Source organism: Paracoccus fontiphilus (assembly GCF_017356265.1).
Classification (GTDB): domain Bacteria; phylum Pseudomonadota; class Alphaproteobacteria; order Rhodobacterales; family Rhodobacteraceae; genus Paracoccus; species Paracoccus fontiphilus.
In genome coordinates, this window is record NZ_JAFNAW010000028.1 from 14,780 (window position 1) to 36,460 (window position 21,681).

Sequence of the window (21,681 nt, forward strand, 5' to 3'; positions counted from 1 at the left end):
CGAGGCGTCCTAGGGTCCGCGCGTCATCAAGGGGCCCTGAAGGATGAGAAAGCAGAACATGAACCGCGACTGGACCGCCACCGCCAGAACCCTTTCCGAAGCTCTGCCCTATCTGCAGCGCTATTCCGGCGCGGTGGTCGTGGTGAAGTTCGGCGGCAATGCCATGGGCGACGACGACGCGATGGCGGAATTCGCCCGCGACATCGTCCTGATGAAGCAGGTCGGCATGAACCCGGTCGTCTGCCACGGCGGCGGCCCGATGATCAACGAACTCTTGGGCAAGCTGGGCATCGAAAGCACCTTCGTGCGCGGCAAGCGCGTGACCACCAAGGAAACCGTCGAAGTGGTCGAGATGGTGCTGTCGGGCCTCGTTAACAAGCGCATCGTCCAGGCGATCAACGACGCGGGCGGCCGCGCGGTCGGCATCAGCGGCAAGGACGACGACCTGATGGTCTGCGAGGCGGACGACCCCGAACTGGGCTTCGTGGGCCGCCCCGTAGAGATGAACGTCCAGATCATCCGCGACCTTTACAAGGCGGGCCTGATCCCCGTGATCGCCCCCGTCGCCACCGGAATGGCCGACAACGAGACGTTCAACGTCAACGGCGACACCGCCGCCGGCGCCATCGCGGGTGCCCTGCGGGCCGACCGGCTGCTGCTTCTGACCGACGTGGCCGGCGTCAAGGACAAGAACGGCGAAGTCCTGACCCAGCTTCACCCCGACCAGGTGCGCGACATGATCGCCGACGGCACCATCGCGGGCGGCATGATCCCCAAGACCGAAACCGCGCTGAAGGCCCTGCAGGACGGCGTGCGCGCGGTGGTGATCCTGGACGGGCGCGTGCCCAACGCCAGCCTGCTGGAACTGTTCACCGAACACGGCGCGGGCAGCCTGATCCGGTCCACCCCGCCCTCGACCCGCCCGCGCGGGTTGCGGCAAGGCGAAGCCTCTCTCTAGGGCACGCATCGCCTTGCCGAATGCGCGGGGGAATGGCAGGCTGCCTTCACATTCGGCTTGAAACGGGGGCTGCCTGCATATGACACCGCTTGGACATCGACGGCTGATCCTGACGCGCCACGCCAAGTCGGCCTGGGATGATCCGGGCCTGCCCGACCATGACCGCCCGCTGAACGAGCGGGGCCGCCGTTCGGCCCGCGCGCTTGGTGACTGGTTGGCCTCGCGCGGCTACGAGCCCGAGGAGGTGCTGTGCTCGTCCTCCGCCCGGACGCAGGAAACCTGGGCGATGGTCGCAGGCGCCGCGTTGGAAGTGCGCCCCATCGTCCGGATCGAGCCGGGCCTCTACCATGCCGGGCCGGAAAAGATGCTGTCGATCCTGAAGACCGCCACCTATCCGACGGTGATGATGCTGGGCCACAACCCCGGCATCTCGGAATTCGCGGCGCTTCTGCCCGCGCGGCTGCCCTTGGACCCGGACTTCCGGCGCTATCCCACGGGCGCGACCCTTGTTGTCGATTTCCAGGTGGACGACTGGAGCCAGGTCGAACCCGGCCAGGGCAGCGTCATGGATTTCGTGCGCCTTGACGGGCGGACCTGAGCTTCATCTTGGACCGAATATCCGCGGGGGCTTTCGAGCGCCCGGAAAAAGGTCCAGTGGACCTTTTTCAGCGAGGAAGGGGCCGGCAGGCCCGAGCGGGGGGCGAAGCGCCCCCGGCCTTGCAGCCTAATGCCCCAGGATCTGGCTCAGGAACAGCTTGGTCCGTTCGGACCGGGGATTGTTGAAGAACTCGCGCGGCTCGTTCTGCTCGACGATCTGGCCCTGGTCCATGAAGATCACCCGGTTGGCGACGGCCTGGGCAAAGCCCATCTCGTGCGTGACGCAGATCATCGTCATCCCCTCCTCGGCCAGCTGGATCATCGTGTCCAGAACCTCCTTGATCATCTCGGGGTCAAGCGCCGAGGTCGGTTCGTCGAACAGCATGATCTTGGGCTGCATACAGAGAGATCGGGCGATCGCCACGCGCTGCTGTTGTCCGCCCGACAACTGGCCCGGATACTTGTGCGCCTGATCGGGGATCTTGACCTTTTCCAGGTATTTCATCGCCGTCGCCTCGGCCTGCTTCCGCGGCACCTTGCGCACCCAGATCGGGGCCAGGGTGCAGTTCTCCAGCACGGTCAGGTGCGGGAACAGGTTGAAGTGCTGGAACACCATGCCGACTTCGGACCGCACCTTGTCGATGTTCTTGATGTCGTTGGTCAGCTCGATCCCGTCCACGACGATATGGCCGGACTGATGCTCCTCAAGGCGGTTGATGCAGCGGATCAGGGTGGACTTGCCCGACCCCGACGGCCCGGCGATGACGATGCGTTCGCCCTTGTGGACGGTCAGGTCGATGTCGCGCAGCACGTGGAAATTGCCGTACCACTTGTTCATGTTGCGGATGTCGATGGCGACCTCGTCGCTGACCTGCATGTGGCTGCGGTCGATCTTGCGGGTGATGTCTTCGCTCATGGGGCGGTTCCTACCTGTGGTCGCGTGCCAACCGGCGCTCGAGATACATCGAATATCGCGACATGCCGAAGCAGATCAGAAAGAAGATGAAGCCGACGAAGATATACGGCTCCCAGTAGATGCCCTTCCACGAGGTGCTGGCGCGCACCGCGTCGGACATGGATTTCAGCGGATCGTAGAGCCCCACGAAGGTCACCAGCGTGGTGTCCTTGAACATGCCGATGAAGGTCGACACGATGCCCGGAATCGAAATCTTCAGCGCCTGCGGCAGCACGATCAGCCGCTGCGCCTTCCAGTAGTCCAGGCCCAGCGCGTCCGCCGCCTCGTACTGGCCGCGCGGCAGGGCCGCCAACCCGCCCCGGATCACCTCGGCCATGTAGGCGGCGGAAAACAGCGTGACCATGATGATGACGCGCAGGATGATGTCGAAGGTGGTGCCCGGCGGCAGGAAATAGTTCAGCAGCAACGAGGCCACGAACAGCAGCGCGATCAGCGGCACGCCCCGGATGAACTCGATGAACATCACGGCCAGCGTCTTGACCAGGACCATGTCGGACCGTCGCGCAAGCGCCAGGACGATGCCCAGCGGCAGCGACATGGCGATGCCCGACACGCCGATGGTGATCGACAGCAGGAAGCCGCCAAAGCGGTCGGATGCGACCGCCGGGATCGACAGCGACACCAGGCTTTCCGCGTCGCGCGCCGCATCGCCCGCGAAAAGGGTCCACCAGACCAGCGGCACGACCAGGGCCGCCACGGTCGCAAGCAGGCCCGAGACGCGGCCGACCAGCCGCCAGGCAAGCCAGCCCAGCGCCGGCCCGACCAACACCATGGCCGGCCCCCAGGCCGAACCGCCCCACAGGAACCAGACCCCCATCAGCGGATAAAGCACCGAAAACACCAGCAGCCACGCGGGACGGCGTTCCGAGATCAGCAGCGCGCCGATCAGCACGGCGGCGGCAAAGACCAGCCACAGGGCAGGCGCGTTCAGCGTCACCATCAGCCACAGCGTCAGCACGGTCGCGATGCCCAGCACCACGCGCCGGATCGCCGCGGATTCCGAAAACAGCACCGGCGCCAGGGCCACGAACAGCAGGCCGAAGGTCATGGTCGGGCGCCAGTAAAGCTCGACCGGGTAGAAGCCGAAGACGTACTGGTTCCAACGCTCCCGGATCACGGCCCAGCAGGCGCCGCGCGCGCCCTCGCCCCAGGTTTCGGCGATGATCCGGCGGCATTCGGCCAGACTGCCCGCGTTCCAGACGGAATGGGCGAACCAGTCCCAGAAATGGCTGACCAGGAACCAGACGATCAGGACGCCCAGCACGGTCAGCACTGTGTTCAGCGGCCCCGAGAACAGGTTCTGGCGCAGCCAGCGGACAGTCCCGGCCTCGCGCACCGGGGGGTCGGCCGGGGGCAGCATGGTGTCGCGCACGAAGGGAACGGTCTGGGCATGGGTCTCGCTCATCTCACCGCTCCTTCAACTTCACGCGGGCGTTGAACAGGTTCATGCCCCCCGAGATGATCAGGCTGAGCACCAGATAGACGCCCATCATCAGCAGGATCGCCTCGAGTTCCCGCCCCGTCTGGTTCAGCGTGGTGCCGCCCAGCGTGCCCTTGATGTCCATGTAGCCCACGGCGATCGCCAGCGAACTGTTCTTGGTCAGGTTCAGGTATTGCGAGATCAGCGGCGGGATGATGACGCGCAGGGCCTGGGGCAGGATCACCAGTGACATGGTGCGGCCGGGGCGCAGGCCCAGGGCGAAGGCGGCCTCGGACTGGCCGCGGCTGATGGCCAGGATACCGGCGCGCACGATCTCGGCGATGAAGGCTCCGGTGTAAAGCGTCAGGGCCAGCCACAGCGCCACGAGGCCGTTCTGGACATTGATCCCGCCCGTGAAGTTGAAGCCCTTCAGCGTCGGCGGCACCAGGGACAGCCCGAAATACCAGATCAGCAGCAGCGACGGCAGGGTCATGACCGCAAGGCTCATCCACCAGGTGGTCGGGCGGCTGCCGGTCTGGTCCTGCACGCGCTGCGCCCATGCGCCGATCATGCGGCGCACGAACCAGCCGCCGACCAGGACCACGACGAAGGCGATGGTGGCCCAGTTGAAGGTGATCCGCGCGCCCAGATCCAGACTGCCCGGATCGTTCGCCATCGCCAGGGTCGGGATGGCCGTATAGCGGTTCGTCAGCGCGACATTGTCGAACAGGATCATGCCGGCCGTGGCATTGTCGCCCCGGAACGCGTTGGGCGGCGGCATGATCTCGGTGAAAATCGCGAAGACGATCAGAATCCACAGCAACAGGGGCACGTTGCGGAACGCCTCGACATAGACGGTCATCAGCCGGGCGATCAGCCAGTTCCGCGACAGCCGGGCCACGCCCGCGACGATGCCCACGACCGTCGCCGCGATGCAGCCCAGGATCGACACGATCAGCGTGTTCAGAAGCCCGACCACGGCCGCGCGGAAATGCGTGTCGCTGGAGGTATAGGGGATCGGCGTTTGCGGGATGTCGTATCCGGCGCGCTGCCACAGGAAGCCGAAGTTGAAGTCCTTGCCCAGGGCGTCAAGGTTGCGGACCGTGTTGCTGACCAGCCACCACAGCAAGGCCATCACAAGGATGAACACGATCACCTGGAAGGTCATCGACCGATAGCGCCGATCATGGATCAGCATGCCCGGTCGGAACGGCGGGTTCGCCGATGCCGTAACATCCGTCATTCTTCCACCCCTGCAGCCGATCTTGCCTTTTCCTGGCAGCGCTTTTCGCGACCGGTCGTGTCATGCAAAAGGGGGCGCGTCGGCGCCCCCCGCGGCGATGCCTCAGCGGAAGGGCATCGCATACATCAGACCGCCCTGGGTCCACTGGGCATTCAGGCCGCGCGCCAGGCCGATCGGGGTCTGTTCGCCGATATTGGCCGCGAAGATCTCGCCATAGTTGCCGCTGGCAAGGATCGCGCGCTTGGCCCAGTCCTTGTCCAGGCCGATCATCGCGCCCAGGTCGTCCGTCACGCCCAGAAGGCGCTGGACCTCGGGGTTCTGCGAGGACTTGGTCAGTTCCTCGATGTTCTTCGAGGTGACGCCGTATTCCTCGGCCGCGATCAGCGCGTAGAGCGTCCAGCGGACGATATCGCCCCAAAGGTTGTCGCCGTGGCGCACGGCCGGGCCGAGCGGTTCCTTCGAGATGATCTCGGGCAGGATGATGTGGTTTTCCGGGTCGGCGAAGGCGGCGCGGGTCGCGGCAAGGCCGGACGCGTCGGTGGTGTAGGCGTCGCAGGCGCCCGCCATGTACTGCTGTTCGCCCTCGGCATTGCTGTCGATGTTGACGGGCTGGTAGGCCATGTTGTTGGCCTTGAAGTAGTCCGCGAGGTTCAGTTCGGTCGTGGTGCCGGTCTGGATGCAGATCGTCGCGCCGTCCAGTTCCTTGGCCGAGGTCACGCCCAGGTCCTTGCGGACCATGAAGCCCTGGCCGTCATAGTAGTTGACGCCGATGAAATCCAGCTTCAGGTCGGTGTCGCGCGAAAACGTCCAGGTCGAGTTCCGCGCCAGAACATCCACCTCGCCCGAGGACAGGGCCGTGAAGCGCGTCTGGCCGGTGGTCGGGACATACTTCACCTTGGACGGATCGCCCAGGACCGCAGCGGCGACAGCCTTGCAGATGTCGACGTCGAAGCCCGTCCAGTTGCCGTTCGCATCGGGTGCCGCAAAACCGACGAGGCCGGTGTTGACGCCGCAGTTCAGTTCACCGCGCGCCTTCACATCGGCCAGCGTGTCGGCCGCCCCTGCACCCGCCATCAGCGTCGCGGCGGCGACGGAGCCCAGAAATACCGAAGTCTTCATCTCTACCCCTTTGTTGGCTGCCACCGGCGCGGGTCCAGGTCCGACCGGCAGCGTCCGGTCCTTGGTGACCGGACTTGTCCCCTGGACGCCCTGAACGGCCATCCCATAGGCAACATAGTGCCGATCCTTCCCGGTGCGTCAAGGACGCCGCCCACGGCAAGGGCAGTTTCAATCCTGGCGCGACAAGTGCCACAACCGTTCTGCGACCAGCATCGCCTGCCTGCGACTTTCGGCGGCACCCTGCGCCTCGTCGTCCTGGCCCCAGCGTTCAGCCTGGAAATCCTCGTCGATGCGGGACAGCCTGAAGGCGGTTTCCGCGTCGATCCTGCCGCGTATCACCGCCAGCCCCAGGATCAGCGATCCGGGCAGCGTCACGAGATCGTGCAGCGCCGTCACGCCAAACACGTCAAGCGCCGCAAGATGCCGATGCAGGCGCGACAGCGACAGCGCATCCTGTTCGACCGGAATCACGCCATGGGTGATGCGCAGGGGCGCGCGCAGGTCGGTGGCCGCCCAGTCGATCAGCGGGTCCCAGGATTCGGCCTGTCGGCGGGCAAGTTCGGCCGGCTGGTCGGCCCGATAGGACAAAAGATCGGTGCCGCCGTATTCGGCAAGCATGGCCGTCACCGCGGCAAACTGAGGAGCGACCTTTTCCACCGCCGAATTGGCCGCACGGGTCAGCGGCATCGTGTGGGGCTCGATCACGTCGGCCTGCGAATCCCATTCCCCTGCCACCGCATCCGCAAGCGCCTGTGTCGGCAAAAGCAGCGGCAGCTTGCCGGGGGTGCGCAGGGGGCGATCGTCCAGCAGGACCTCGAACCCGTCCGACGACGGCCGCACCCCCGAGGCCTTCCAGAACCGCCGCGCCTTCCATTCCGTCATGCCGCCCACCTTTCCAGTGCCTGGCCCAGATCCGCGAAATCCGCCGCGACAAGCGCCGCGCCGGAAGCGGTCAACGCGTCCGGCGCGTGATAGCCCCAGCGGACCCCGAACGCCGCCATGCCTGCCGCCTTCGCCATGTCCATGTCAAAGCTGGTATCGCCGACCATGACCGCATCGGCGGGGTCGATGCCGGTGTCCGCCGCCGCTGCCAGCAGCATCGCCGGGTGCGGCTTCGAGGGATGATCGTCCGCCGTCTGGACGCTGGCAAAACGCCCTTCCAGCCCATGGGCCGCGATCATCGCCGCAACCCCGCGCCGGGACTTGCCGGTTGCAAGCGCCAGCAGGACATCGTCGCGACCCGCCAGACCGTCTAGGCAATCCAGCGCCCCGGGGTAAAGCGGCGCGGCCTGGACCAGCCGCGCCTGCATGAAGGCGTCGCGATACTCCTCGACGATTCGCGCCTGCACGGCCGCGCCATGCCCGACGGTCAGTTCCGCCACCGCGACGGGCAGCGAAAGCCCGACGATCCGCAGGACCGCCTCGCGTGGAAGCGGGTCCAGACCGGCCTTGTGGAAGGCGGTCGTCATGGCGCCGACGATATGGTGCTGGCTGTCGATCAGCGTGCCATCGACGTCAAAGACCACCAGCCTCATTCGACATCCGCGAAGGGGTCGTCCGGCACGTCGTTCTCGTGCCAGCCGAGCGTTTTCCAGGTCCGTGCCATGTGGTCCGGCAGGGGCGCCGTCAGGGTGATGCGCTTTTTCGTGATGGGATGATCGAAGGACAGGCTGCGGGCGTGCAGGTGCAGCTTGCGGCTGATCTCGCCCCCAAGCTGCGCGCCCCACCCGTCGCCCAGGTTCTCCTGCCCCGAGCCGCCGTATTTGCCGTCGCCCACGATGGGGTGGCCCAGTTCCGCCATATGCGCGCGCAACTGGTGCGTCCGCCCCGTGATCGGCACTAGGGCGCACCAGCTTGCCCGCGTGCCAAGCGCATCAAGCACGGCATAGTCGGTGGTCGCGCGCTTGGCGCCTTCGGTCTTGTCGATGTCGCGGGGGTGAACGGCGATCATCTTCTCGCCCTCGCCGCCCCGGCCGTGGCCGGGCGCCTTCACCAGGCCGAAGCGGACGGTGCCCATGCGGGGGTTCGGAACGCCCGCAACGGCGGCCCAGTAGATCTTGCGCGTGGTCCGCGCCCGGAAGGCCTCGGACAGCGCGCGCGCCACGCGGTCGGTGCGGGCCAGCAGAAGAACGCCCGAGGTGTCCTTGTCCAGCCGGTGCACCAGCTTGGGCCGGTCCTTGTATCCGAACATCAATGCGGTGGTCAGCCCGTCCACGTGCCGCTCTCCCTGACCGCTGCCGCCCTGGGACGGCAGGCCCGGCGGCTTGTTCAGGGCGATGATATGCTCGTCCTTCCACAGCACGGCCCCTTGGATCATCTGCTGGTCGCTTTCGGACACGCGGGGACCAAGGGGCCGGTCCTTGGCCCGCGCCGCAACCGGGGCGGCGTCGGGCAGGGGCGGGATGCGAACCTCTTGCCCCGTCTCGATCCGGGTCGCGGGCTTCACCCGCCCGCCATCGACGCGGATCTGGCCGGTGCGGCACAGCTTCTCGATCGCGATCTGGCCAAGCTGGGGAAACTTCTTCCTCAGCCAGCGGTCGAGCCGCTGTTCGCCCTCGTCCCCGCCGACGCGGATGGTTTGAACGCCGCTCATGCGAAAATCCCCCGTCCGACAGCCATGCCGACGCATACCGCCGCCAGCGACAGCAGCACCGATCCCGCGACATAGATCGCCGCCAGGAACCCTTGCCCCCGGTCCCACAATGTAAGCGCGTCCAGCGAAAAGGCGGAAAAGGTCGTGAAGCCGCCCAGCAACCCGGTCAGCAGCAGGGGTGCCCAGTTCCCGCCACGCTGCGCCAGCAGCGCCGCGAGCAGGCCCATGGCCAGACTGCCCGCCACGTTCACCAGGAACGTCGCCAGCGGAAAACCCTGCGCCGGGATCGCGCGATAGATGCCAAGGCGTGCCGCCGATCCGATGGCCCCGCCGATGGCGACCTGAAGATATGGATTCATCATCGGCTGGTCCTGTGCCGGGGCGCGCGCAAAGTCAACCGCCGCGCCTCAACCGCTGCGACACGAACCAGTCGAGCCGCTTCTTCAACTCGCGTTCGAAGCCGCGTTCCACGGGCGTGTACAGCACCGGCCGCTTCATGCCGTCGGGGAAATAGTTCTGGCCGCTGAAGGCGTCCTCGGCGTCGTGGTCATAGGCATAGCCCGCGCCATAGCCCTGGTCCTTCATCATCTGCGTCGGCGCGTTCAGGATATGGGCGGGCGGCATCAGGCTGCCCGTGCGCCGCGCCTCGGCCCGTGCGGCCTTGTAGGCGACGTAGCCCGCGTTCGACTTCGGCGCCAGGGCCAGATAGATGACCGCCTGCGCCAGGGCCAGTTCCCCCTCGGGACTGCCGAGGCGTTCGTACATCGCCCAGGCATCCAGGCAATGGCGCGCGGCGGCAGGGTCGGCCAGACCGATGTCCTCGATCGCCATGCGGGTGATGCGGCGCGCGAGGTAGCGGGGGTCCTCGCCCCCTTCCAGTATCCGCGACAGCCAGTAAAGCGCGGCGTCGGGATCGCTGCCGCGCACCGATTTGTGCAGGGCCGAGATCAGGTTGTAGTGCTCGTCGCCCGACTTGTCGTATTTCGCGGCGCGCCGCATCAGCCGCTGCGCCATGGCAGGCTGGTCCAGCGGCTTGTCGATCTTCCAGGCCGCCACCTGCTCGATCAGGTTCAGGGCGGCTCGGCCGTCGCCGTCCGCCATCTCCAGCAGCGCATCCCGCGCCTCGGGCGCCAGCGGCAGCTTGCGGCCCAGTTCGCGTTCCGCCCGCTGCGCCAGCAGTTCCAGGTCGCGCAGCGACAGGCGCTCCAGCACGATGACCTGAGCCCGCGACATCAGCGCGGCATTCAGCTCGAAGGACGGGTTCTCGGTCGTCGCACCGACCAGAAGGATCGTCCCGTCCTCCATGTAGGGCAGGAAGCTGTCCTGCTGCGCCTTGTTGAAGCGGTGGATCTCGTCCACGAACAGCAGCGTGCCGCGCCCCTGCCCGCGTCTCATCCTCGCGGTCTCGAAGACCTTGCGCAGTTCCGGCACGCCCGAGAAGATGGCGCTGATCTGCACAAAGGCCAGGTTGGTCTGATCCGCCAGAAGCCGCGCGATCGTCGTCTTGCCGACGCCCGGCGGCCCCCAGAGGATCAGGGATGACAGGCTGCCCCCCGCCAGCATCGAGCCCAGCGGCCCGTCCGGGCCAAGCACCTTCTCCTGGCCGATCACGTCGCCCATGCGCACCGGGCGAATGCGGTCGGCCAAGGGTCGCACCGCCGGGGACGGCGGTGGATCGGAAAAGGTGCTGGCGTCGAACAGGTCGGGCATGATGCAACCAATGTAGGGCGGCCTTGGGGCTGCGAACAGCCCCCGGCTTTAGTGCATCTTGGCGGTCAGGTTGATCGAAACGCACTGGAAGTTGGCGTCGTCGATCCACATGACGCGGCCGATCGCCTCGGCTTCCAGCCCGCAGCGGCCGTACCAGCGCGGCCAGGACGCGCCGGTCAGCGCGATCAGGCGCATGGCGCCCAGGTCACGGGCGGACCCGGTCATGGCCTCGACCATCTTGAAGTGGACCTTGCGGCGGTACATCTGCGGGATGTCGTGGCTGACGAACACGCGAGAGCATTCCCAGACCTGATCGTCGACCGGCGCCTCTCCATACAGCAGATCCTGCGGGATCGAGCCGCCGAGGATGCCCTTCTGCGCATCGCGGATCATGTAGCTGTAGATGCCGCAGCGGGCCGTGGTGGGCGTCAGGCGGAAGCCCGCCAGGACCTCGCCCTTGTCGTGCACGGCGACCCAGCGGCTTTGCGGAGTATCGTACTGGTCGAACTCCATGTCCTCGGCCTCGGGCAGGTCCCAGTTCTTCTGGACGATGAAGCTCTGCTTGCGGGCGCGGAACAGCTTGGCGAACAGTTCGCCGTGGTTGTGGAGGTTCGAAAAGGAAAGCGTGGTCGTCTGCATGGTCATAACTCCTGGGGTGTGGGGGATTGCCCCTCCCCGCACCGCGGCTCCCCTGGGCGATGGCCTATAGCAGGCGGTATTCCTTGGCCCTTTGCAGCGCCTCGGCGGTGGTGCGTGCCTTCAGCCTTTCGCGGACCGAAATCAGCCTTGCCTTGAACGCGCTTTCGGTAATGCCAAGTTTGGCTGCCGCTGCCGCATGACGATCGCCCTCCGCGACGCAACGAAGGGCTTCTTTCTGAGCCTTTGTCAGGCTCGCCGGCGGCTCCGTGGAATCGTGAAGCCGACGTACCGTGGTCGAGATCTCGGCGATCTCGTCTTCCGTGAACTCGCGGTCATCGCGCGCGAAGCTGGCGATGGTGCGTGAATTGATCGGGCCGCAGGACACCGTCAGCCCGAAGGTCAGGCCGTGGTTCGCGGCCTCCTTGAGGATGTTGAACGGGTCCGGAATCGGCAGGCTGGACCAGCGGCAGGCGCCGGTCGTCGAAAAGCCCCAGGCGATCGTCGGATCGCGCAAGGCGTAGCCGTTCTGGGAATAGAAATCCGACCATTCCTCGGCATAGGTCTGGAACTGCATGAGGGGGGCGGCGAAGCGGATATGCAGGCCGACGAAATAGCCAGCCGGGGCGAGTTTCGCCAGTTTCCGCAACCCTGCATTGATATCTGCGCGTGATGACATGACTTTTTAGACAAATTGCGTTCAGTATCGTCAACGGACATTCTAGTAGTGACGGATATTTCTTGCCATATCATTAATGGGATGGGAGAGCCCGCCGATGCGGCCTTCAAGCGGCATCTTTGCCTTGCCACCCGAACTTTGCGAGCAATTGCTGGCACTGCCGCTGTCGGCAGACGAAAGAAACGAGGTTGCGCAAGCCTTGCTTCAATTCACGGCCTTGCCGGAAACCTGCGCGATTTGTCGCAGTGCCATGAAAAACGCCCCGCAGCCTGAACAGCTGCGGGGCGTGTGATTCGAAAACCGGACCGAATTATTATTCGGCTTCGGCCGCTTCGGCCTCAATGCGGGCGCGATCGGCGGCACCCTTGGCCGAGACATCGCGGTCGACCAGTTCGATGATCGCCATGGGCGCCATGTCGCCATAACGGAAGCCGGCCTTCAGCACGCGGGCATAGCCGCCCTGGCGGTCCTTGTAGCGGGCGCCCAGGATCTCGAACAGCTTGGCGACGTGCTGGTCCTGCTTCAGCTGGGCGGCAGCCTGACGGCGGGCGTGCAGGTCACCGCGTTTGGCCAGCGTGATCAGCTTCTCGATGATCGGGCGCAGTTCCTTGGCCTTGGGCAGGGTCGTCTTGATCTGCTCGTGCTCGATCAGCGAGCCGGCCATGTTGGCGAACAGCGCCTTGCGGTGTTCGTGGGTGCGGTTGAGGCGGCGATAGCCACGGGCATGACGCATGATGATTCTCCGTTAACGTCTTTTGCTTTGTCCGGCAGCCCATGCGTGCGGGCCGCTCTCCTTGGGGCGGAATGCCCGGTTGGCGGGGGCCGGGGCCCCCGCCGAAACTCAGAACTGGTCGTCGAAACGCTTGGCCAGATCCTCGATGTTCTCCGGCGGCCAGTCGACAACGTCCATGCCCAGGTGCAGGCCCATGCCGGACAGGACTTCCTTGATCTCGTTCAGCGACTTGCGGCCGAAGTTCGGGGTGCGCAGCATCTCGGCTTCGGTTTTCTGGATCAGGTCGCCGATATAGACGATGTTGTCGTTCTTCAGGCAGTTGGCCGAACGGACCGACAGTTCCAGCTCGTCCACCTTCTTCAGCAGGCGCGGATCGAATTCCAGCCCGTCCTCGGCGTCCTGGCGGTTGGCCGATTCCGGCTCGTCGAAGTTGACGAAGACCGACAGCTGGTCCTGGACGATGCGCGCGGCATAGGCCACCGCGTCTTCCGGGGTCAGCGACCCGTCCGTCTCGATCTTCATCGTCAGCTTGTCATAGTCCAGCACCTGCCCCTCTCGGGTGGGCGTGACTTCATAGCTGACCCGCTTCACGGGCGAGAAGATGGCGTCGATCGGGATCAGGCCGATGGGCGCATCCTCGGGACGGTTCTTGTCGGCGGCGACATAGCCCTTGCCGGTCTGCACCGTCAGTTCCATGTTCAGATCCGCACCCTCGTCCAGGTGGCAGATCACGTGGTCACGGTTCAGGACGGTGATGCCGGCGGTTTCCTGGATGGCGCTGGCCTTGACCTCGCCCGGTCCGGTGGCGGACAGGGTCAGGCGCTTGGGCCCTTCCACGTCCATCTTCAGCGTCACGCCCTTGAGGTTCAGCACGATGTCGGTCACGTCCTCACGGACGCCGGCGACGCTGCTGAACTCGTGCAGGACGTTGTCGATCTGGACCGAGGTGATCGCCCCGCCCTGCAGCGACGACAGCAGCACGCGGCGCAGCGCGTTGCCCAGCGTCAGGCCGAAGCCGCGCTCCAGCGGCTCGGCGACCAGCGTGGCGGTGCGGGTGGCATCCGCGCCCGGCTTGACGACCAGCTGCGTCGGCTTGATCAGCTCGGCCCAATTCTTGTGGATCATGCGTTTGCCTCCATTCTTGTCCCCGCCCCATGTCCGTGGCCGGAAACGCCCGAGGTTGAAAACGTAAAGACCGAACCGCGCAACAAGGCGCGGTCCGGGCAAGGGTCATCTGAAATCAGACGCGGCGACGCTTCGGAGGGCGGCAGCCGTTATGCGCGATCGGGGTCACGTCGCGGATCGCCGTGATGTTGAAGCCGACCGAGGCCAGCGCGCGCAGCGCCGATTCGCGGCCCGATCCGGGGCCTTGGACTTCGACTTCCAGCGTGCGGACGCCGTGTTCCTGCGCCTTGCGGCCCGCGTCTTCGGCGGCCATCTGCGCGGCGTAGGGGGTCGACTTGCGCGAGCCCTTGAAGCCCATGGTGCCGGCCGACGACCACGAGATCGCATTGCCCTGCACGTCCGAGATCAGGATCTTGGTGTTGTTGAAGCTGGAGTTCACATGCGCAACGCCGGTGGCGATGTTCTTGCGCTCTTTACGCTTCATGCGGGTTTTATCGCGTGCCATATCCTTTACCCCTTATTTCTTCTTGCCAGCGATGGGTTTCGCCGGACCTTTGCGGGTGCGGGCATTGGTGTGGGTGCGCTGACCGCGGACCGGCAGGCCGCGACGGTGGCGCAGGCCGCGATACGAGCCCAGGTCCATCATCCGTTTGATGTTCATCTGGGTTTCGCGGCGCAGGTCGCCTTCGACGGACAGGTTGGCGTCGATATATTCGCGGATCTGCAGAACTTCGGCATCCGACAGGTCGTTGACACGACGCGCGCGGTCGATGCCGACGGCTTCGCAGATCTGTTCGGCATACATCGGACCGATGCCGTGGATATAGGTCAGGGCGATCGGGACGCGTTTCCCGGTCGGAATGTTGACGCCAGCAATACGAGCCACGCGTTTTCCTTTATCGGTTGCGGTTCCGTAGCGCCGGAACCTTTTTTCACAACGTAAGGCCCGAAAGCCATGCCTTCGGGCCGATGAATGATCCACCCGCGAGGGGTGATTCTCTTGCGAGATGCCGTGATTTATAAGCGGCTGCCTCGCGCGTCAAGTGCTTGTGATGATTTCACTTGACACAGGCAGGACAGCTGCAATCTGGCCGGAAACCTGGTCCATGTCGGCCAGGCCGTCCACGGGCGAAAGCTTCCCCTTGGCGTAATAATAGCCGATCAGCGGAGAGGTCTTCTTGTAGTATTCCAGCAGCCGCGTCCTCAGGCTGTCCTCGTTGTCGTCGGCCCGGCGCTTCAGGTCGGTCGATCCGCAGACATCGCAGACGCCCGGCTTGGCGGTCGGCTTGGTGTCGTCGTGGTAAACCTCGCCGCAATTGCCGCAGGTGTAGCGGCCGGTGATGCGGCGCACCAAGGCCTGGTCGTCCACCTGCATCTCGACCACGGCATCCAGGACCATGCCGGTCTCGTCCAGCAACTGCCCCAGCGCGTCAGCCTGGGCCAGCGTGCGCGGGAAGCCGTCGAAGATGAAGCCGTTGCCGCCTTCGGACAGCTTCTCGCGGATCAGACCGATGACGATCTCATCGGTGACAAGCTGGCCCCGGTCCATGACCTCGGCCACGCGCTTGCCCATCTCGGTCCCCGAGGACCGCGCCGCCCGCAGCATGTCGCCGGTGGACAGTTGCACCAGGCCGCGCTCCTCGACCAGCTTGCGGGCCTGCGTTCCCTTGCCGGCACCCGGCGGCCCCAGCAGAATGATATTGATCGTCATCTAAGGTCTGTCCCCCTCGTCAGCCTTGCGGCCGTTAGCGGCGCGACGGTGCGCGGCGCGGCTTTGCGCTTCCCTCTTTGCGTTTACCACGCAACTGGGATTTCTCAATCAGGCCTTCGTACTGATGGGCCAGAAGGTGGCTTTGCACCTGGTTGATGGTGTCCATCGTGACCGACACGACGATCAGGACCGAGGTTCCGCCGAAGTAGAAGGGCACCGACCACTGGTGGCGGATGATCTCGGGCAGCAGGCAGACGGCCGCAAGGTAGGCGGCGCCGATCACCAGCACGCGGTTGACGACATAATCCAGGTATTCCTCGGTCCGCTTGCCGGGGCGGATGCCGGGAATGAAGCCGCCCTGGTTCTTCAGGTTCTCGGCCACGTCGTCCGACTTGAAGCTGACGTTGTGGGTGTAGAAATAGGCAAAGAAGACAATCATGCCCGCGAAGAAGACCAGGTAAAGCGGCTGGCCCGGCCCGAAATAGGCCAGGATCGTGGACATGATCGGCCCCGTCTGGTTGCCCGAGAAGGTCGAGATCGTGATCGGCAGCAGCAGCAGCGACGACGCGAAGATCGCCGGGATGACGCCTGCCGGGTTGACCTTGATCGGCAGGTGCGACGACTGGCCGTCATAGATCTTCATGCCAACCTGGCGCCGGGGATACTGGATGCGGATCTTGCGCAGCGCGCGCTCCATGAACACGACAAAAGCAATCACGGCCACGACCATCACGATCACGCCCAGGATCACCGGGGTCGAGATGGCGCCCGACCGGCCCTGGGCAAAGAAGTTGGCCAGCGCCGCCGGAATCTCTGCCACGATGCCCACGAAGATGATCAGGGAGATGCCGTTGCCGATGCCGCGCGCGGTAATCTGCTCGCCCAGCCACATCAGGAACATGGTGCCGCCGACCAGAGTGATGATCACGGAGGCCTGGAAGAACAGGCCCGGATCATGCGCCAGACCACCCGCCTCCAGCGACTTGGCCAGACCGTAGGCCTGGAACAGCGCCAGCGCCACGGTGCCGTAGCGCGTGTACTGGTTGATCTTCTTGCGCCCCTGCTCGCCTTCCTTCTTCAGGTGCTCCAGCGAGGGCACCATGGAGGTGAGCAACTGCACGATGATCGAGGCCGAGATATAGGGCATGATGCCTAGCGCGAAGACGCCCATTCGGCCAAGCGCGCCGCCGGTGAACATCGACAGGATGCCGCCGATGCCCGATTGCGCCTGATCCATGAAGTTGCGCAGCGCCGCGCCGTCGATGCCCGGCACCGGGATGTAGGTGCCAAGCCGATAGATGATCAGCAGCCCGATCGTGAACCAGATGCGCTGGCGAAGTTCCGTGGCCTTGCCGAATGCGCTCCATGAAAGGTTCGCGGCCATCTGTTCTGCGGCTGACGCCATGTGTTTCCGTCCCGTGTCATGACAGCGCCGCCGACCCGTTTCCGGGGACCGGCGGCGCCAGGAAAACCTGCTCGCTATCTATGGGGCAAGAAGGCCCCGTTCAACAGCTTATTCCGCCGCCGACTCAGCCGCGACCGGCAGCGACACCTTGCCGCCCGCCTTTTCGACCGCCTCGACCGCCGACTTCGACGCGCCGGTCACGGCGATGGTCACGGCGGACGTCAGCTCGCCCTTGCCCAGCAGACGGATGCCGTCCAGCTTGCGGCGCACCAGGCCCGAGGCGACCAGGGCGTCCTCGGTCAGTTCGGCCGAGGCGTCGATCTTGCCGGCGTCGATGAAGCTCTGGATCTGGCCCAGGTTGACCACCGCGAAGGACTTGGCGTTCGGCGCCGTGAAGCCGCGCTTCGGCAGGCGGCGGTACAGCGGCATCTGGCCACCTTCATAGCCGTTCAGCGCAACGCCCGAACGCGACTTCTGGCCCTTGATACCACGGCCGGCGGTCTTGCCCTTGCCGGAACCGGGACCACGCGCCACGCGCTTTTTCTTGCGGTTCGCGCCTTCGTTGTCGCGGATTTCATGCAGTTTCATGTCGCTTCTCCTAAGCCGGACGCGCCCCCGAAGCGAAAACGGGACGGACACGGCATGTCTGTTTCGTGAATCGGTGCCCAGCGGCACCCGGCAGGGCGTATAAACGCAACGCATCGCCGGGGCAAGTCCCGCCTTGGCCCGGACGGACAAGCGGATGTGAGTTGCGGTTCCCCGCCGCCGCCCTATCACGGGCCGCATCAACCCCGGACCATTGACATGACCCGCCTCATTCCCCTGCTTGCCGCCTTTGTCCTCGCCCCTTCCCTATCGCTTGCCGAACCGACGCTTTGCACCGCCCGGATCAACGGGCGGGATGTGCCCCTGGGCTATGACAAGGAAGAGCCCGGCCTGCGCGACCATTTCAGCCGGCGCGAGATCCTCTTCACATCCTGGGGGCGGGACACCTGCCCCAGCTATGTGGTGCTGCGCAGCCTGACGCCCGACCTGACGGACGAGGAACGAGGCCCCTTCTGCCTGCGCCACGACAAGGCCAGCGATTCGATCATCGGCTATGACTTGGGCCGGCGCGACGCCTATGGCCGGTGCGAGGCCCCCGCCGGGACCGTCTGCCGGCGCGTGAACCAGACGAGGAACGCGGCAGTCGCCATTACCGGGGCCGCCGCACGGGGCGCGGTCAAAGGCGCGCGCGCCCTGCCCGACGGATCGGGCGCCGTGATCCTCAGCGGATCGCAGGGCCATATCACCGGCGCGCTGTCATCCATCGGCGGCGCGGCGGCAGCCATGGCCGCCTCGCCCGCGATCGTGGCCGGGGCTGCCGTATCCGTCGTGGCCGTGGGCGGCGCGGTCTATGCCTGCAGCGAATAGGCTCAGAACTCCAACCAGGTGCCGATCCTGACCGCGGGCTCGGCCGGGCCCGTCAAGGGCGCGACAAAGCCGATCTCCAGCCGCGCGGGCCCCGACAGGTCATAGACCACCGACGAAGCAAGCTTGGCCGAGAAGTCGTCATCCTTTGGCGCCTCCAGCCGAAGCTGGTTCACCACCGCCCAGTCGGGCGTGACACGCAACCCCACGGTCAGGTCCAGCTTGGAAACGATTTCGGGCGTCAGATAGGCGTACTCGATGCTGGTCAGGCCCTCGCGGACGGTCACTTCCTCGGTCTTGCCCGCGATCTTCAGCCGTGCCTCGGCGGTCAGCCACCCCCCGTCCCACGGACCGGAGAAGCCGCGCCCCCACATCAGCGCCACCTGGCTGAGCGGCAAAAGCTCTCCATCCCGGCGAATGGCGCCGATACCCATCGAATAAGCCAGCTTGTTCGGCCCCTCGCCCCCGTCCAGCGACTTCTGGTACCACAGCATGGCGCTGGTTTCGCCGACATTGGTATGGCTGACTTCCAGCCCCAGCGTCCGGCGGCGGCTCAGCCCGTATTCCGCATAAAGCCCGGTGTAGGAGTTGCCCGCGTCGTCGCGTTCACCCGACAGCGACATGAACGAGTGCCCGGCCTCTCGGGGCCAGGGGCCGGCATGGCCCGTCCCCGCAAGAAGAAGCCACAGGATGCAGCCACCTAAAACGCGCGTCACTCGGGTTGTCCCTGTCCGGTCCCTGCCAAGTCCGATCCTAGGGGGCCAAAGGTTAGGATAAGGTTAACGGCAGACAGGCCGGCAAAGGAAAACGCCCCGGATTTCTCCAGGGCGTCATTCCGTGGCGCTCCTTGCGGATTACGCCTTTTCTTCGATGATCGTCACCAGATGCGGGATCTTGGCGACCATGCCGCGGATCGCGGGGGTGTCCTGCAACTCGCGCGTGCGGTTCATCTTGTTGAGGCCCAGGCCCTTCAGCGTCTCGCGCTGGATGGCGGGGCGGCGGATCGGGCTGCCGATCTGCTTGACGACGATGGTTGCCATGCGCCTGTCTCCTTACGCTTCGACCGGCTCGGCAGCCGGCTTGTTGTCCTGCGGCAGGATGTCAGCCACCTTCTTGCCGCGACGCTGCGCGACCGAACGGGGACTGGCTTCCTTCTTCAGGCCGTCCAGCGTCGCACGGATCATGTTGTAGGGGTTCTGCGACCCCTGCGACTTCGCGACAACGTCTTGGACACCCAGCATCTCGAACACGGCGCGCATCGGACCACCGGCGATGATCCCGGTGCCGGGAACCGCGGTGCGCATGATCACCTTGCCGGCGCCATGACGGCCTTCGATGTCGTGGTGCAGGGTGCGGCCGTCACGCAGCGGGACGCGGACCAGCGAACGTTTCGCCTGTTCGGTCGCCTTGCGGATTGCTTCCGGCACTTCCTTGGCCTTGCCCTTGCCGAAGCCCACGCGGCCACGCTGGTCGCCGACGACGACCAGGGCTGCAAAGCCGAAGCGCTTGCCACCCTTGACGGTCTTCGACACACGGTTGATCGCGACAAGGCGATCCTGGAATTCCGGGTTTTCCTCGCGCTCTTCGCGGCGGCCGCCCCGGCGGTTATCACGTTCTGCCATATGGCATTCCTTTGCAGGTGGCGCGCAATGGCGCCGGTTGTGTCAATCCAGGTGGGCGCCCCGAAGGACGCCCCCGGATCATCGGGGCGGCGCAAACGCCACCCGCAGGATCAGAACTTCAGGCCACCTTCACGGGCGGCGTCGGCCAGGGCCTTCACCTTGCCGTGGAAGATGAAGCCGCCGCGGTCGAAGACGACTTCCTCGACGCCCGCAGCCTTCGCACGCTCGGCGATGGCCGCGCCGATCTTGGCGGCGGCCTCGACGTTGTTCTTGCCGACCAGGCCGAAGTCCTTCTCCAGCGTGCTGGCGGAAGCCAGAGTCACGCCGTTCAGGTCGTCGATGACCTGGACCGAGATGTTCTTCGACGAACGGTGGACGGACATCCGCGGACGGCCGTTCGACATCGCCCGCAGTTTGTTCCGAACGCGCAGGCGGCGCTTCTGGAACAGCTCTTGCTTTTTCAGTGCCATTTCATGCGCCCCTTACTTCTTCTTGCCTTCCTTGCGGAAGACGAACTCGCCCTTGTAGCGGATCCCCTTGCCCTTGTAGGGCTCGGGCTTGCGCCACTCGCGAATGTTCGCGGCCACCTGACCAACAAGCTGCTGGTCGATGCCTTCCACAACGATTTCGGTCTGCTTCGGCGCCGTGATCGTCACGCCTTCCGGCGTTTCGAAGTTCACGTCGTGCGAATAGCCAAGAGCCAGCTTCAGGGTCTTGCCCTGCATCGTGGCGCGGTAACCCACGCCCTGGATTTCCAGCTCTTTCTTGAAGCCTTCCGACACGCCGACCGTCAGGTTCTCCACCATCGAGCGGGTCATGCCCCACTGCTGGCGGGCCCGCTTCGAGGTGCCGCGCGGCTTCACCGCCACCGAACCTTCGTCCAGTACCAGATCCACGTCATCGGTCGCCGTGAAGCTGCGGGTGCCTTTCGGCCCCTTCACCTCAATGGTCTGACCCTTGATCTCGGCCGTCACGCCCTTGGGCAGAGCGACCGGCTTCTTACCAATCCGAGACATCTGCTGCCCTCCTTAGAACACGGTGCAGAGGACTTCGCCGCCGACATTGGCATTGCGAGCCGCTGCATCCGACATGACGCCCTTGGGGGTCGAGACGATGGACACGCCCAGACCCTGGCGGACCTGCGGGATTTCCTTGGCGCCGGCGTAAACGCGGCGGCCAGGCTTCGAGACACGCGACAATTCCCGGATGACCGGGGCGCCGTCGTGGTACTTCAGGCCGATTTCCAGCTCGGAATGGCCGGCATCGGTGGTCACTTCTTCATAGCCGCGGATGTAACCTTCGGCTTTCAGCACGTCCAGAACCCAAGCGCGCAGCTTGGAGGCCGGGGTGCGCACGGTCGATTTGCCACGCATCTGCGCATTGCGGATGCGGGTCAGCATATCGCCGAGAGGATCGTTCATCGACATGTTGCCCCCTTACCAGCTGGACTTGACGAGACCGGGGATCTGACCGTTCGAGCCGAGCTCGCGCAGCATGATCCGCGACAGTTTCAGTTTGCGGTAATACGCGTGCGGACGGCCGGTCAGTTGGCACCGGTTGTGCAGACGCGTTTCCGACGAATTGCGCGGCAGTTCGGCCAGCTTCAGCGAAGCCTTGAACCGCTCTTCCATCGGACGGGACTGGTCGTTGATGACCTCCTTGAGGGAGGCGCGCTTGGAGGCGAATTTCGCGACCAGACGCTCGCGCTTCTTTTCGCGCTCGACCATGGATTTCTTTGCCATAT

General features: G+C 65.4%; 29 protein-coding genes. 4 read left to right on the forward strand and 25 right to left on the reverse strand.

Annotated features, from left to right (window positions below; all coding sequences use genetic code 11):
* Nucleotides 1–58: 58 nt before the first annotated feature.
* On the forward strand, nt 59–958 hold the full coding sequence (argB, locus tag J0F76_RS11220) for an acetylglutamate kinase (protein WP_207469511.1): 900 nt from the start codon (nt 59–61) through the stop codon (nt 956–958).
* A gap of 79 nt (nt 959–1,037) precedes the next feature.
* A complete protein-coding gene (locus J0F76_RS11225; protein ID WP_207469414.1) occupies nt 1,038–1,556 on the forward strand; it encodes a SixA phosphatase family protein in 519 nt (172 codons plus the stop codon).
* Between the two features lie 126 nt (nt 1,557–1,682).
* Here the strand turns inward: J0F76_RS11225 and J0F76_RS11230 are convergent, their stop codons facing one another.
* The 11 genes from J0F76_RS11230 to J0F76_RS11280 form a co-directional block, all read right to left on the reverse strand.
* Nucleotides 1,683–2,471 carry an amino acid ABC transporter ATP-binding protein gene (locus J0F76_RS11230; RefSeq protein ID WP_207469422.1) on the reverse strand — a complete coding sequence of 263 codons (789 nt, stop codon included), beginning with the start codon at nt 2,469–2,471 and terminating at the stop codon, nt 1,683–1,685.
* A 10-nt stretch (nt 2,472–2,481) separates the two neighbouring features.
* Nucleotides 2,482–3,936 (reverse strand): amino acid ABC transporter permease, encoded by a 1,455-nt coding sequence (locus tag J0F76_RS11235; RefSeq protein WP_207469424.1) that lies wholly within the window; start codon nt 3,934–3,936, stop codon nt 2,482–2,484.
* A gap of 1 nt (nt 3,937) precedes the next feature.
* Nucleotides 3,938–5,194 (reverse strand): amino acid ABC transporter permease, encoded by a 1,257-nt coding sequence (locus J0F76_RS11240; RefSeq protein WP_207469426.1) that lies wholly within the window; start codon nt 5,192–5,194, stop codon nt 3,938–3,940.
* A 102-nt stretch (nt 5,195–5,296) separates the two neighbouring features.
* Nucleotides 5,297–6,313 (reverse strand): amino acid ABC transporter substrate-binding protein, encoded by a 1,017-nt coding sequence (locus J0F76_RS11245; protein WP_207469427.1) that lies wholly within the window; start codon nt 6,311–6,313, stop codon nt 5,297–5,299.
* Between the two features lie 168 nt (nt 6,314–6,481).
* Nucleotides 6,482–7,195 carry an ATP12 family chaperone protein gene (locus J0F76_RS11250; protein ID WP_207469429.1) on the reverse strand — a complete coding sequence of 238 codons (714 nt, stop codon included), beginning with the start codon at nt 7,193–7,195 and terminating at the stop codon, nt 6,482–6,484.
* Nucleotides 7,192–7,848 carry an HAD-IA family hydrolase gene (locus J0F76_RS11255; RefSeq protein WP_207469437.1) on the reverse strand — a complete coding sequence of 219 codons (657 nt, stop codon included), beginning with the start codon at nt 7,846–7,848 and terminating at the stop codon, nt 7,192–7,194. Before J0F76_RS11255 ends, J0F76_RS11250 begins: the two co-directional genes overlap by 4 nt.
* Entirely contained in the window at nt 7,845–8,906 is a 1,062-nt protein-coding gene (locus J0F76_RS11260) for an RluA family pseudouridine synthase (protein ID WP_207469439.1), read from the reverse strand. Before J0F76_RS11260 ends, J0F76_RS11255 begins: the two co-directional genes overlap by 4 nt.
* Nucleotides 8,903–9,268, reverse strand: a complete 366-nt coding sequence (gene crcB, locus J0F76_RS11265) for a fluoride efflux transporter CrcB (protein ID WP_207469441.1) — start codon at nt 9,266–9,268, stop codon at nt 8,903–8,905. Before crcB ends, J0F76_RS11260 begins: the two co-directional genes overlap by 4 nt.
* A gap of 31 nt (nt 9,269–9,299) precedes the next feature.
* Nucleotides 9,300–10,616, reverse strand: coding sequence for a replication-associated recombination protein A (locus J0F76_RS11270; RefSeq protein ID WP_207469444.1), 1,317 nt, complete (start codon nt 10,614–10,616; stop codon nt 9,300–9,302).
* 48 nt (nt 10,617–10,664) lie between these two features.
* Complete coding sequence (locus J0F76_RS11275) at nt 10,665–11,255, reverse strand: acyl-homoserine-lactone synthase (RefSeq protein ID WP_207469446.1); 591 nt, start codon at nt 11,253–11,255, stop codon at nt 10,665–10,667.
* 64 nt (nt 11,256–11,319) lie between these two features.
* Nucleotides 11,320–11,931 carry a helix-turn-helix transcriptional regulator gene (locus J0F76_RS11280; RefSeq protein WP_207469448.1) on the reverse strand — a complete coding sequence of 204 codons (612 nt, stop codon included), beginning with the start codon at nt 11,929–11,931 and terminating at the stop codon, nt 11,320–11,322.
* A 97-nt stretch (nt 11,932–12,028) separates the two neighbouring features.
* Here J0F76_RS11280 and J0F76_RS11285 point away from each other — a divergent pair, with 97 nt between their 5' ends.
* The gene (locus tag J0F76_RS11285; protein ID WP_207469451.1) at nt 12,029–12,223 is read left to right on the forward strand and encodes a hypothetical protein; all 195 of its coding nucleotides are present in this window, start codon (nt 12,029–12,031) and stop codon (nt 12,221–12,223) included.
* A gap of 21 nt (nt 12,224–12,244) precedes the next feature.
* Here J0F76_RS11285 and rplQ read toward each other — a convergent pair whose 3' ends face one another.
* From rplQ to rplO, 7 genes are all read right to left on the reverse strand, one after another.
* The gene (gene rplQ / locus J0F76_RS11290) at nt 12,245–12,664 is read right to left on the reverse strand and encodes a 50S ribosomal protein L17 (protein WP_207469452.1); all 420 of its coding nucleotides are present in this window, start codon (nt 12,662–12,664) and stop codon (nt 12,245–12,247) included.
* Between the two features lie 108 nt (nt 12,665–12,772).
* Entirely contained in the window at nt 12,773–13,789 is a 1,017-nt protein-coding gene (locus tag J0F76_RS11295) for a DNA-directed RNA polymerase subunit alpha (protein ID WP_207469454.1), read from the reverse strand.
* 115 nt (nt 13,790–13,904) lie between these two features.
* The gene (rpsK, locus tag J0F76_RS11300; protein WP_089386342.1) at nt 13,905–14,294 is read right to left on the reverse strand and encodes a 30S ribosomal protein S11; all 390 of its coding nucleotides are present in this window, start codon (nt 14,292–14,294) and stop codon (nt 13,905–13,907) included.
* A 12-nt stretch (nt 14,295–14,306) separates the two neighbouring features.
* Nucleotides 14,307–14,675: a 30S ribosomal protein S13 gene (gene rpsM / locus J0F76_RS11305; protein ID WP_207469462.1), complete on the reverse strand. Its 369-nt coding sequence runs from the start codon at nt 14,673–14,675 to the stop codon at nt 14,307–14,309.
* A 153-nt stretch (nt 14,676–14,828) separates the two neighbouring features.
* Nucleotides 14,829–15,500 carry an adenylate kinase gene (locus J0F76_RS11310; RefSeq protein ID WP_207469464.1) on the reverse strand — a complete coding sequence of 224 codons (672 nt, stop codon included), beginning with the start codon at nt 15,498–15,500 and terminating at the stop codon, nt 14,829–14,831.
* A 34-nt stretch (nt 15,501–15,534) separates the two neighbouring features.
* Nucleotides 15,535–16,905, reverse strand: a complete 1,371-nt coding sequence (gene secY / locus J0F76_RS11315; protein ID WP_207469466.1) for a preprotein translocase subunit SecY — start codon at nt 16,903–16,905, stop codon at nt 15,535–15,537.
* A 108-nt stretch (nt 16,906–17,013) separates the two neighbouring features.
* Entirely contained in the window at nt 17,014–17,493 is a 480-nt protein-coding gene (gene rplO, locus J0F76_RS11320) for a 50S ribosomal protein L15 (RefSeq protein ID WP_207469467.1), read from the reverse strand.
* Nucleotides 17,494–17,709: 216 nt separating this feature from the next.
* Here rplO and J0F76_RS11325 point away from each other — a divergent pair, with 216 nt between their 5' ends.
* Nucleotides 17,710–18,318 carry a hypothetical protein gene (locus tag J0F76_RS11325; protein WP_207469469.1) on the forward strand — a complete coding sequence of 203 codons (609 nt, stop codon included), beginning with the start codon at nt 17,710–17,712 and terminating at the stop codon, nt 18,316–18,318.
* Between the two features lie 2 nt (nt 18,319–18,320).
* On the opposite strand, the gene J0F76_RS11330 is transcribed toward J0F76_RS11325, so the two are convergent.
* The 7 genes from J0F76_RS11330 to rpsN all read right to left on the reverse strand — a co-directional run bounded on the left by J0F76_RS11330 (nt 18,321) and on the right by rpsN (nt 21,679).
* Nucleotides 18,321–19,031, reverse strand: coding sequence for a hypothetical protein (locus J0F76_RS11330; RefSeq protein WP_207469471.1), 711 nt, complete (start codon nt 19,029–19,031; stop codon nt 18,321–18,323).
* 138 nt (nt 19,032–19,169) lie between these two features.
* Nucleotides 19,170–19,355: a 50S ribosomal protein L30 gene (rpmD, locus tag J0F76_RS11335; protein WP_207101248.1), complete on the reverse strand. Its 186-nt coding sequence runs from the start codon at nt 19,353–19,355 to the stop codon at nt 19,170–19,172.
* Nucleotides 19,356–19,367: 12 nt separating this feature from the next.
* Entirely contained in the window at nt 19,368–19,937 is a 570-nt protein-coding gene (gene rpsE / locus J0F76_RS11340; RefSeq protein WP_154763368.1) for a 30S ribosomal protein S5, read from the reverse strand.
* A 110-nt stretch (nt 19,938–20,047) separates the two neighbouring features.
* On the reverse strand, nt 20,048–20,407 hold the full coding sequence (rplR, locus tag J0F76_RS11345) for a 50S ribosomal protein L18 (RefSeq protein ID WP_207469473.1): 360 nt from the start codon (nt 20,405–20,407) through the stop codon (nt 20,048–20,050).
* Between the two features lie 12 nt (nt 20,408–20,419).
* Nucleotides 20,420–20,953, reverse strand: coding sequence for a 50S ribosomal protein L6 (gene rplF, locus J0F76_RS11350; RefSeq protein WP_207469475.1), 534 nt, complete (start codon nt 20,951–20,953; stop codon nt 20,420–20,422).
* Nucleotides 20,954–20,965: 12 nt separating this feature from the next.
* A complete protein-coding gene (rpsH, locus tag J0F76_RS11355) occupies nt 20,966–21,364 on the reverse strand; it encodes a 30S ribosomal protein S8 (protein WP_207469478.1) in 399 nt (132 codons plus the stop codon).
* 9 nt (nt 21,365–21,373) lie between these two features.
* Nucleotides 21,374–21,679: a 30S ribosomal protein S14 gene (gene rpsN / locus J0F76_RS11360; RefSeq protein WP_207469484.1), complete on the reverse strand. Its 306-nt coding sequence runs from the start codon at nt 21,677–21,679 to the stop codon at nt 21,374–21,376.
* Between the last annotated feature and the right edge of the window lie 2 nt (nt 21,680–21,681).

What these genes read in the sequence shown, in the direction of transcription:
- argB (WP_207469511.1), top strand. Translation starts at nt 59, where the DNA reads ATGAACCGCGACTGGACCGCCACCGCCAGAACCCTTTCCGAAGCTCTG.
- J0F76_RS11225 (WP_207469414.1), top strand. Translation starts at nt 1,038, where the DNA reads ATGACACCGCTTGGACATCGACGGCTGATCCTGACGCGCCACGCCAAG.
- J0F76_RS11230 (WP_207469422.1), bottom strand. Translation starts at nt 2,471, where the DNA reads ATGAGCGAAGACATCACCCGCAAGATCGACCGCAGCCACATGCAGGTC.
- J0F76_RS11235 (WP_207469424.1), bottom strand. Translation starts at nt 3,936, where the DNA reads ATGAGCGAGACCCATGCCCAGACCGTTCCCTTCGTGCGCGACACCATG.
- J0F76_RS11240 (WP_207469426.1), bottom strand. Translation starts at nt 5,194, where the DNA reads ATGACGGATGTTACGGCATCGGCGAACCCGCCGTTCCGACCGGGCATG.
- J0F76_RS11245 (WP_207469427.1), bottom strand. Translation starts at nt 6,313, where the DNA reads ATGAAGACTTCGGTATTTCTGGGCTCCGTCGCCGCCGCGACGCTGATG.
- J0F76_RS11250 (WP_207469429.1), bottom strand. Translation starts at nt 7,195, where the DNA reads ATGACGGAATGGAAGGCGCGGCGGTTCTGGAAGGCCTCGGGGGTGCGG.
- J0F76_RS11255 (WP_207469437.1), bottom strand. Translation starts at nt 7,848, where the DNA reads ATGAGGCTGGTGGTCTTTGACGTCGATGGCACGCTGATCGACAGCCAG.
- J0F76_RS11260 (WP_207469439.1), bottom strand. Translation starts at nt 8,906, where the DNA reads ATGAGCGGCGTTCAAACCATCCGCGTCGGCGGGGACGAGGGCGAACAG.
- crcB (WP_207469441.1), bottom strand. Translation starts at nt 9,268, where the DNA reads ATGATGAATCCATATCTTCAGGTCGCCATCGGCGGGGCCATCGGATCG.
- J0F76_RS11270 (WP_207469444.1), bottom strand. Translation starts at nt 10,616, where the DNA reads ATGCCCGACCTGTTCGACGCCAGCACCTTTTCCGATCCACCGCCGTCC.
- J0F76_RS11275 (WP_207469446.1), bottom strand. Translation starts at nt 11,255, where the DNA reads ATGCAGACGACCACGCTTTCCTTTTCGAACCTCCACAACCACGGCGAA.
- J0F76_RS11280 (WP_207469448.1), bottom strand. Translation starts at nt 11,931, where the DNA reads ATGTCATCACGCGCAGATATCAATGCAGGGTTGCGGAAACTGGCGAAA.
- J0F76_RS11285 (WP_207469451.1), top strand. Translation starts at nt 12,029, where the DNA reads ATGCGGCCTTCAAGCGGCATCTTTGCCTTGCCACCCGAACTTTGCGAG.
- rplQ (WP_207469452.1), bottom strand. Translation starts at nt 12,664, where the DNA reads ATGCGTCATGCCCGTGGCTATCGCCGCCTCAACCGCACCCACGAACAC.
- J0F76_RS11295 (WP_207469454.1), bottom strand. Translation starts at nt 13,789, where the DNA reads ATGATCCACAAGAATTGGGCCGAGCTGATCAAGCCGACGCAGCTGGTC.
- rpsK (WP_089386342.1), bottom strand. Translation starts at nt 14,294, where the DNA reads ATGGCACGCGATAAAACCCGCATGAAGCGTAAAGAGCGCAAGAACATC.
- J0F76_RS11310 (WP_207469464.1), bottom strand. Translation starts at nt 15,500, where the DNA reads ATGACGATCAATATCATTCTGCTGGGGCCGCCGGGTGCCGGCAAGGGA.
- secY (WP_207469466.1), bottom strand. Translation starts at nt 16,905, where the DNA reads ATGGCGTCAGCCGCAGAACAGATGGCCGCGAACCTTTCATGGAGCGCA.
- rplO (WP_207469467.1), bottom strand. Translation starts at nt 17,493, where the DNA reads ATGAAACTGCATGAAATCCGCGACAACGAAGGCGCGAACCGCAAGAAA.
- J0F76_RS11325 (WP_207469469.1), top strand. Translation starts at nt 17,710, where the DNA reads ATGACCCGCCTCATTCCCCTGCTTGCCGCCTTTGTCCTCGCCCCTTCC.
- rpmD (WP_207101248.1), bottom strand. Translation starts at nt 19,355, where the DNA reads ATGGCAACCATCGTCGTCAAGCAGATCGGCAGCCCGATCCGCCGCCCC.
- rpsE (WP_154763368.1), bottom strand. Translation starts at nt 19,937, where the DNA reads ATGGCAGAACGTGATAACCGCCGGGGCGGCCGCCGCGAAGAGCGCGAG.
- rplR (WP_207469473.1), bottom strand. Translation starts at nt 20,407, where the DNA reads ATGGCACTGAAAAAGCAAGAGCTGTTCCAGAAGCGCCGCCTGCGCGTT.
- rplF (WP_207469475.1), bottom strand. Translation starts at nt 20,953, where the DNA reads ATGTCTCGGATTGGTAAGAAGCCGGTCGCTCTGCCCAAGGGCGTGACG.
- rpsH (WP_207469478.1), bottom strand. Translation starts at nt 21,364, where the DNA reads ATGTCGATGAACGATCCTCTCGGCGATATGCTGACCCGCATCCGCAAT.
- rpsN (WP_207469484.1), bottom strand. Translation starts at nt 21,679, where the DNA reads ATGGCAAAGAAATCCATGGTCGAGCGCGAAAAGAAGCGCGAGCGTCTG.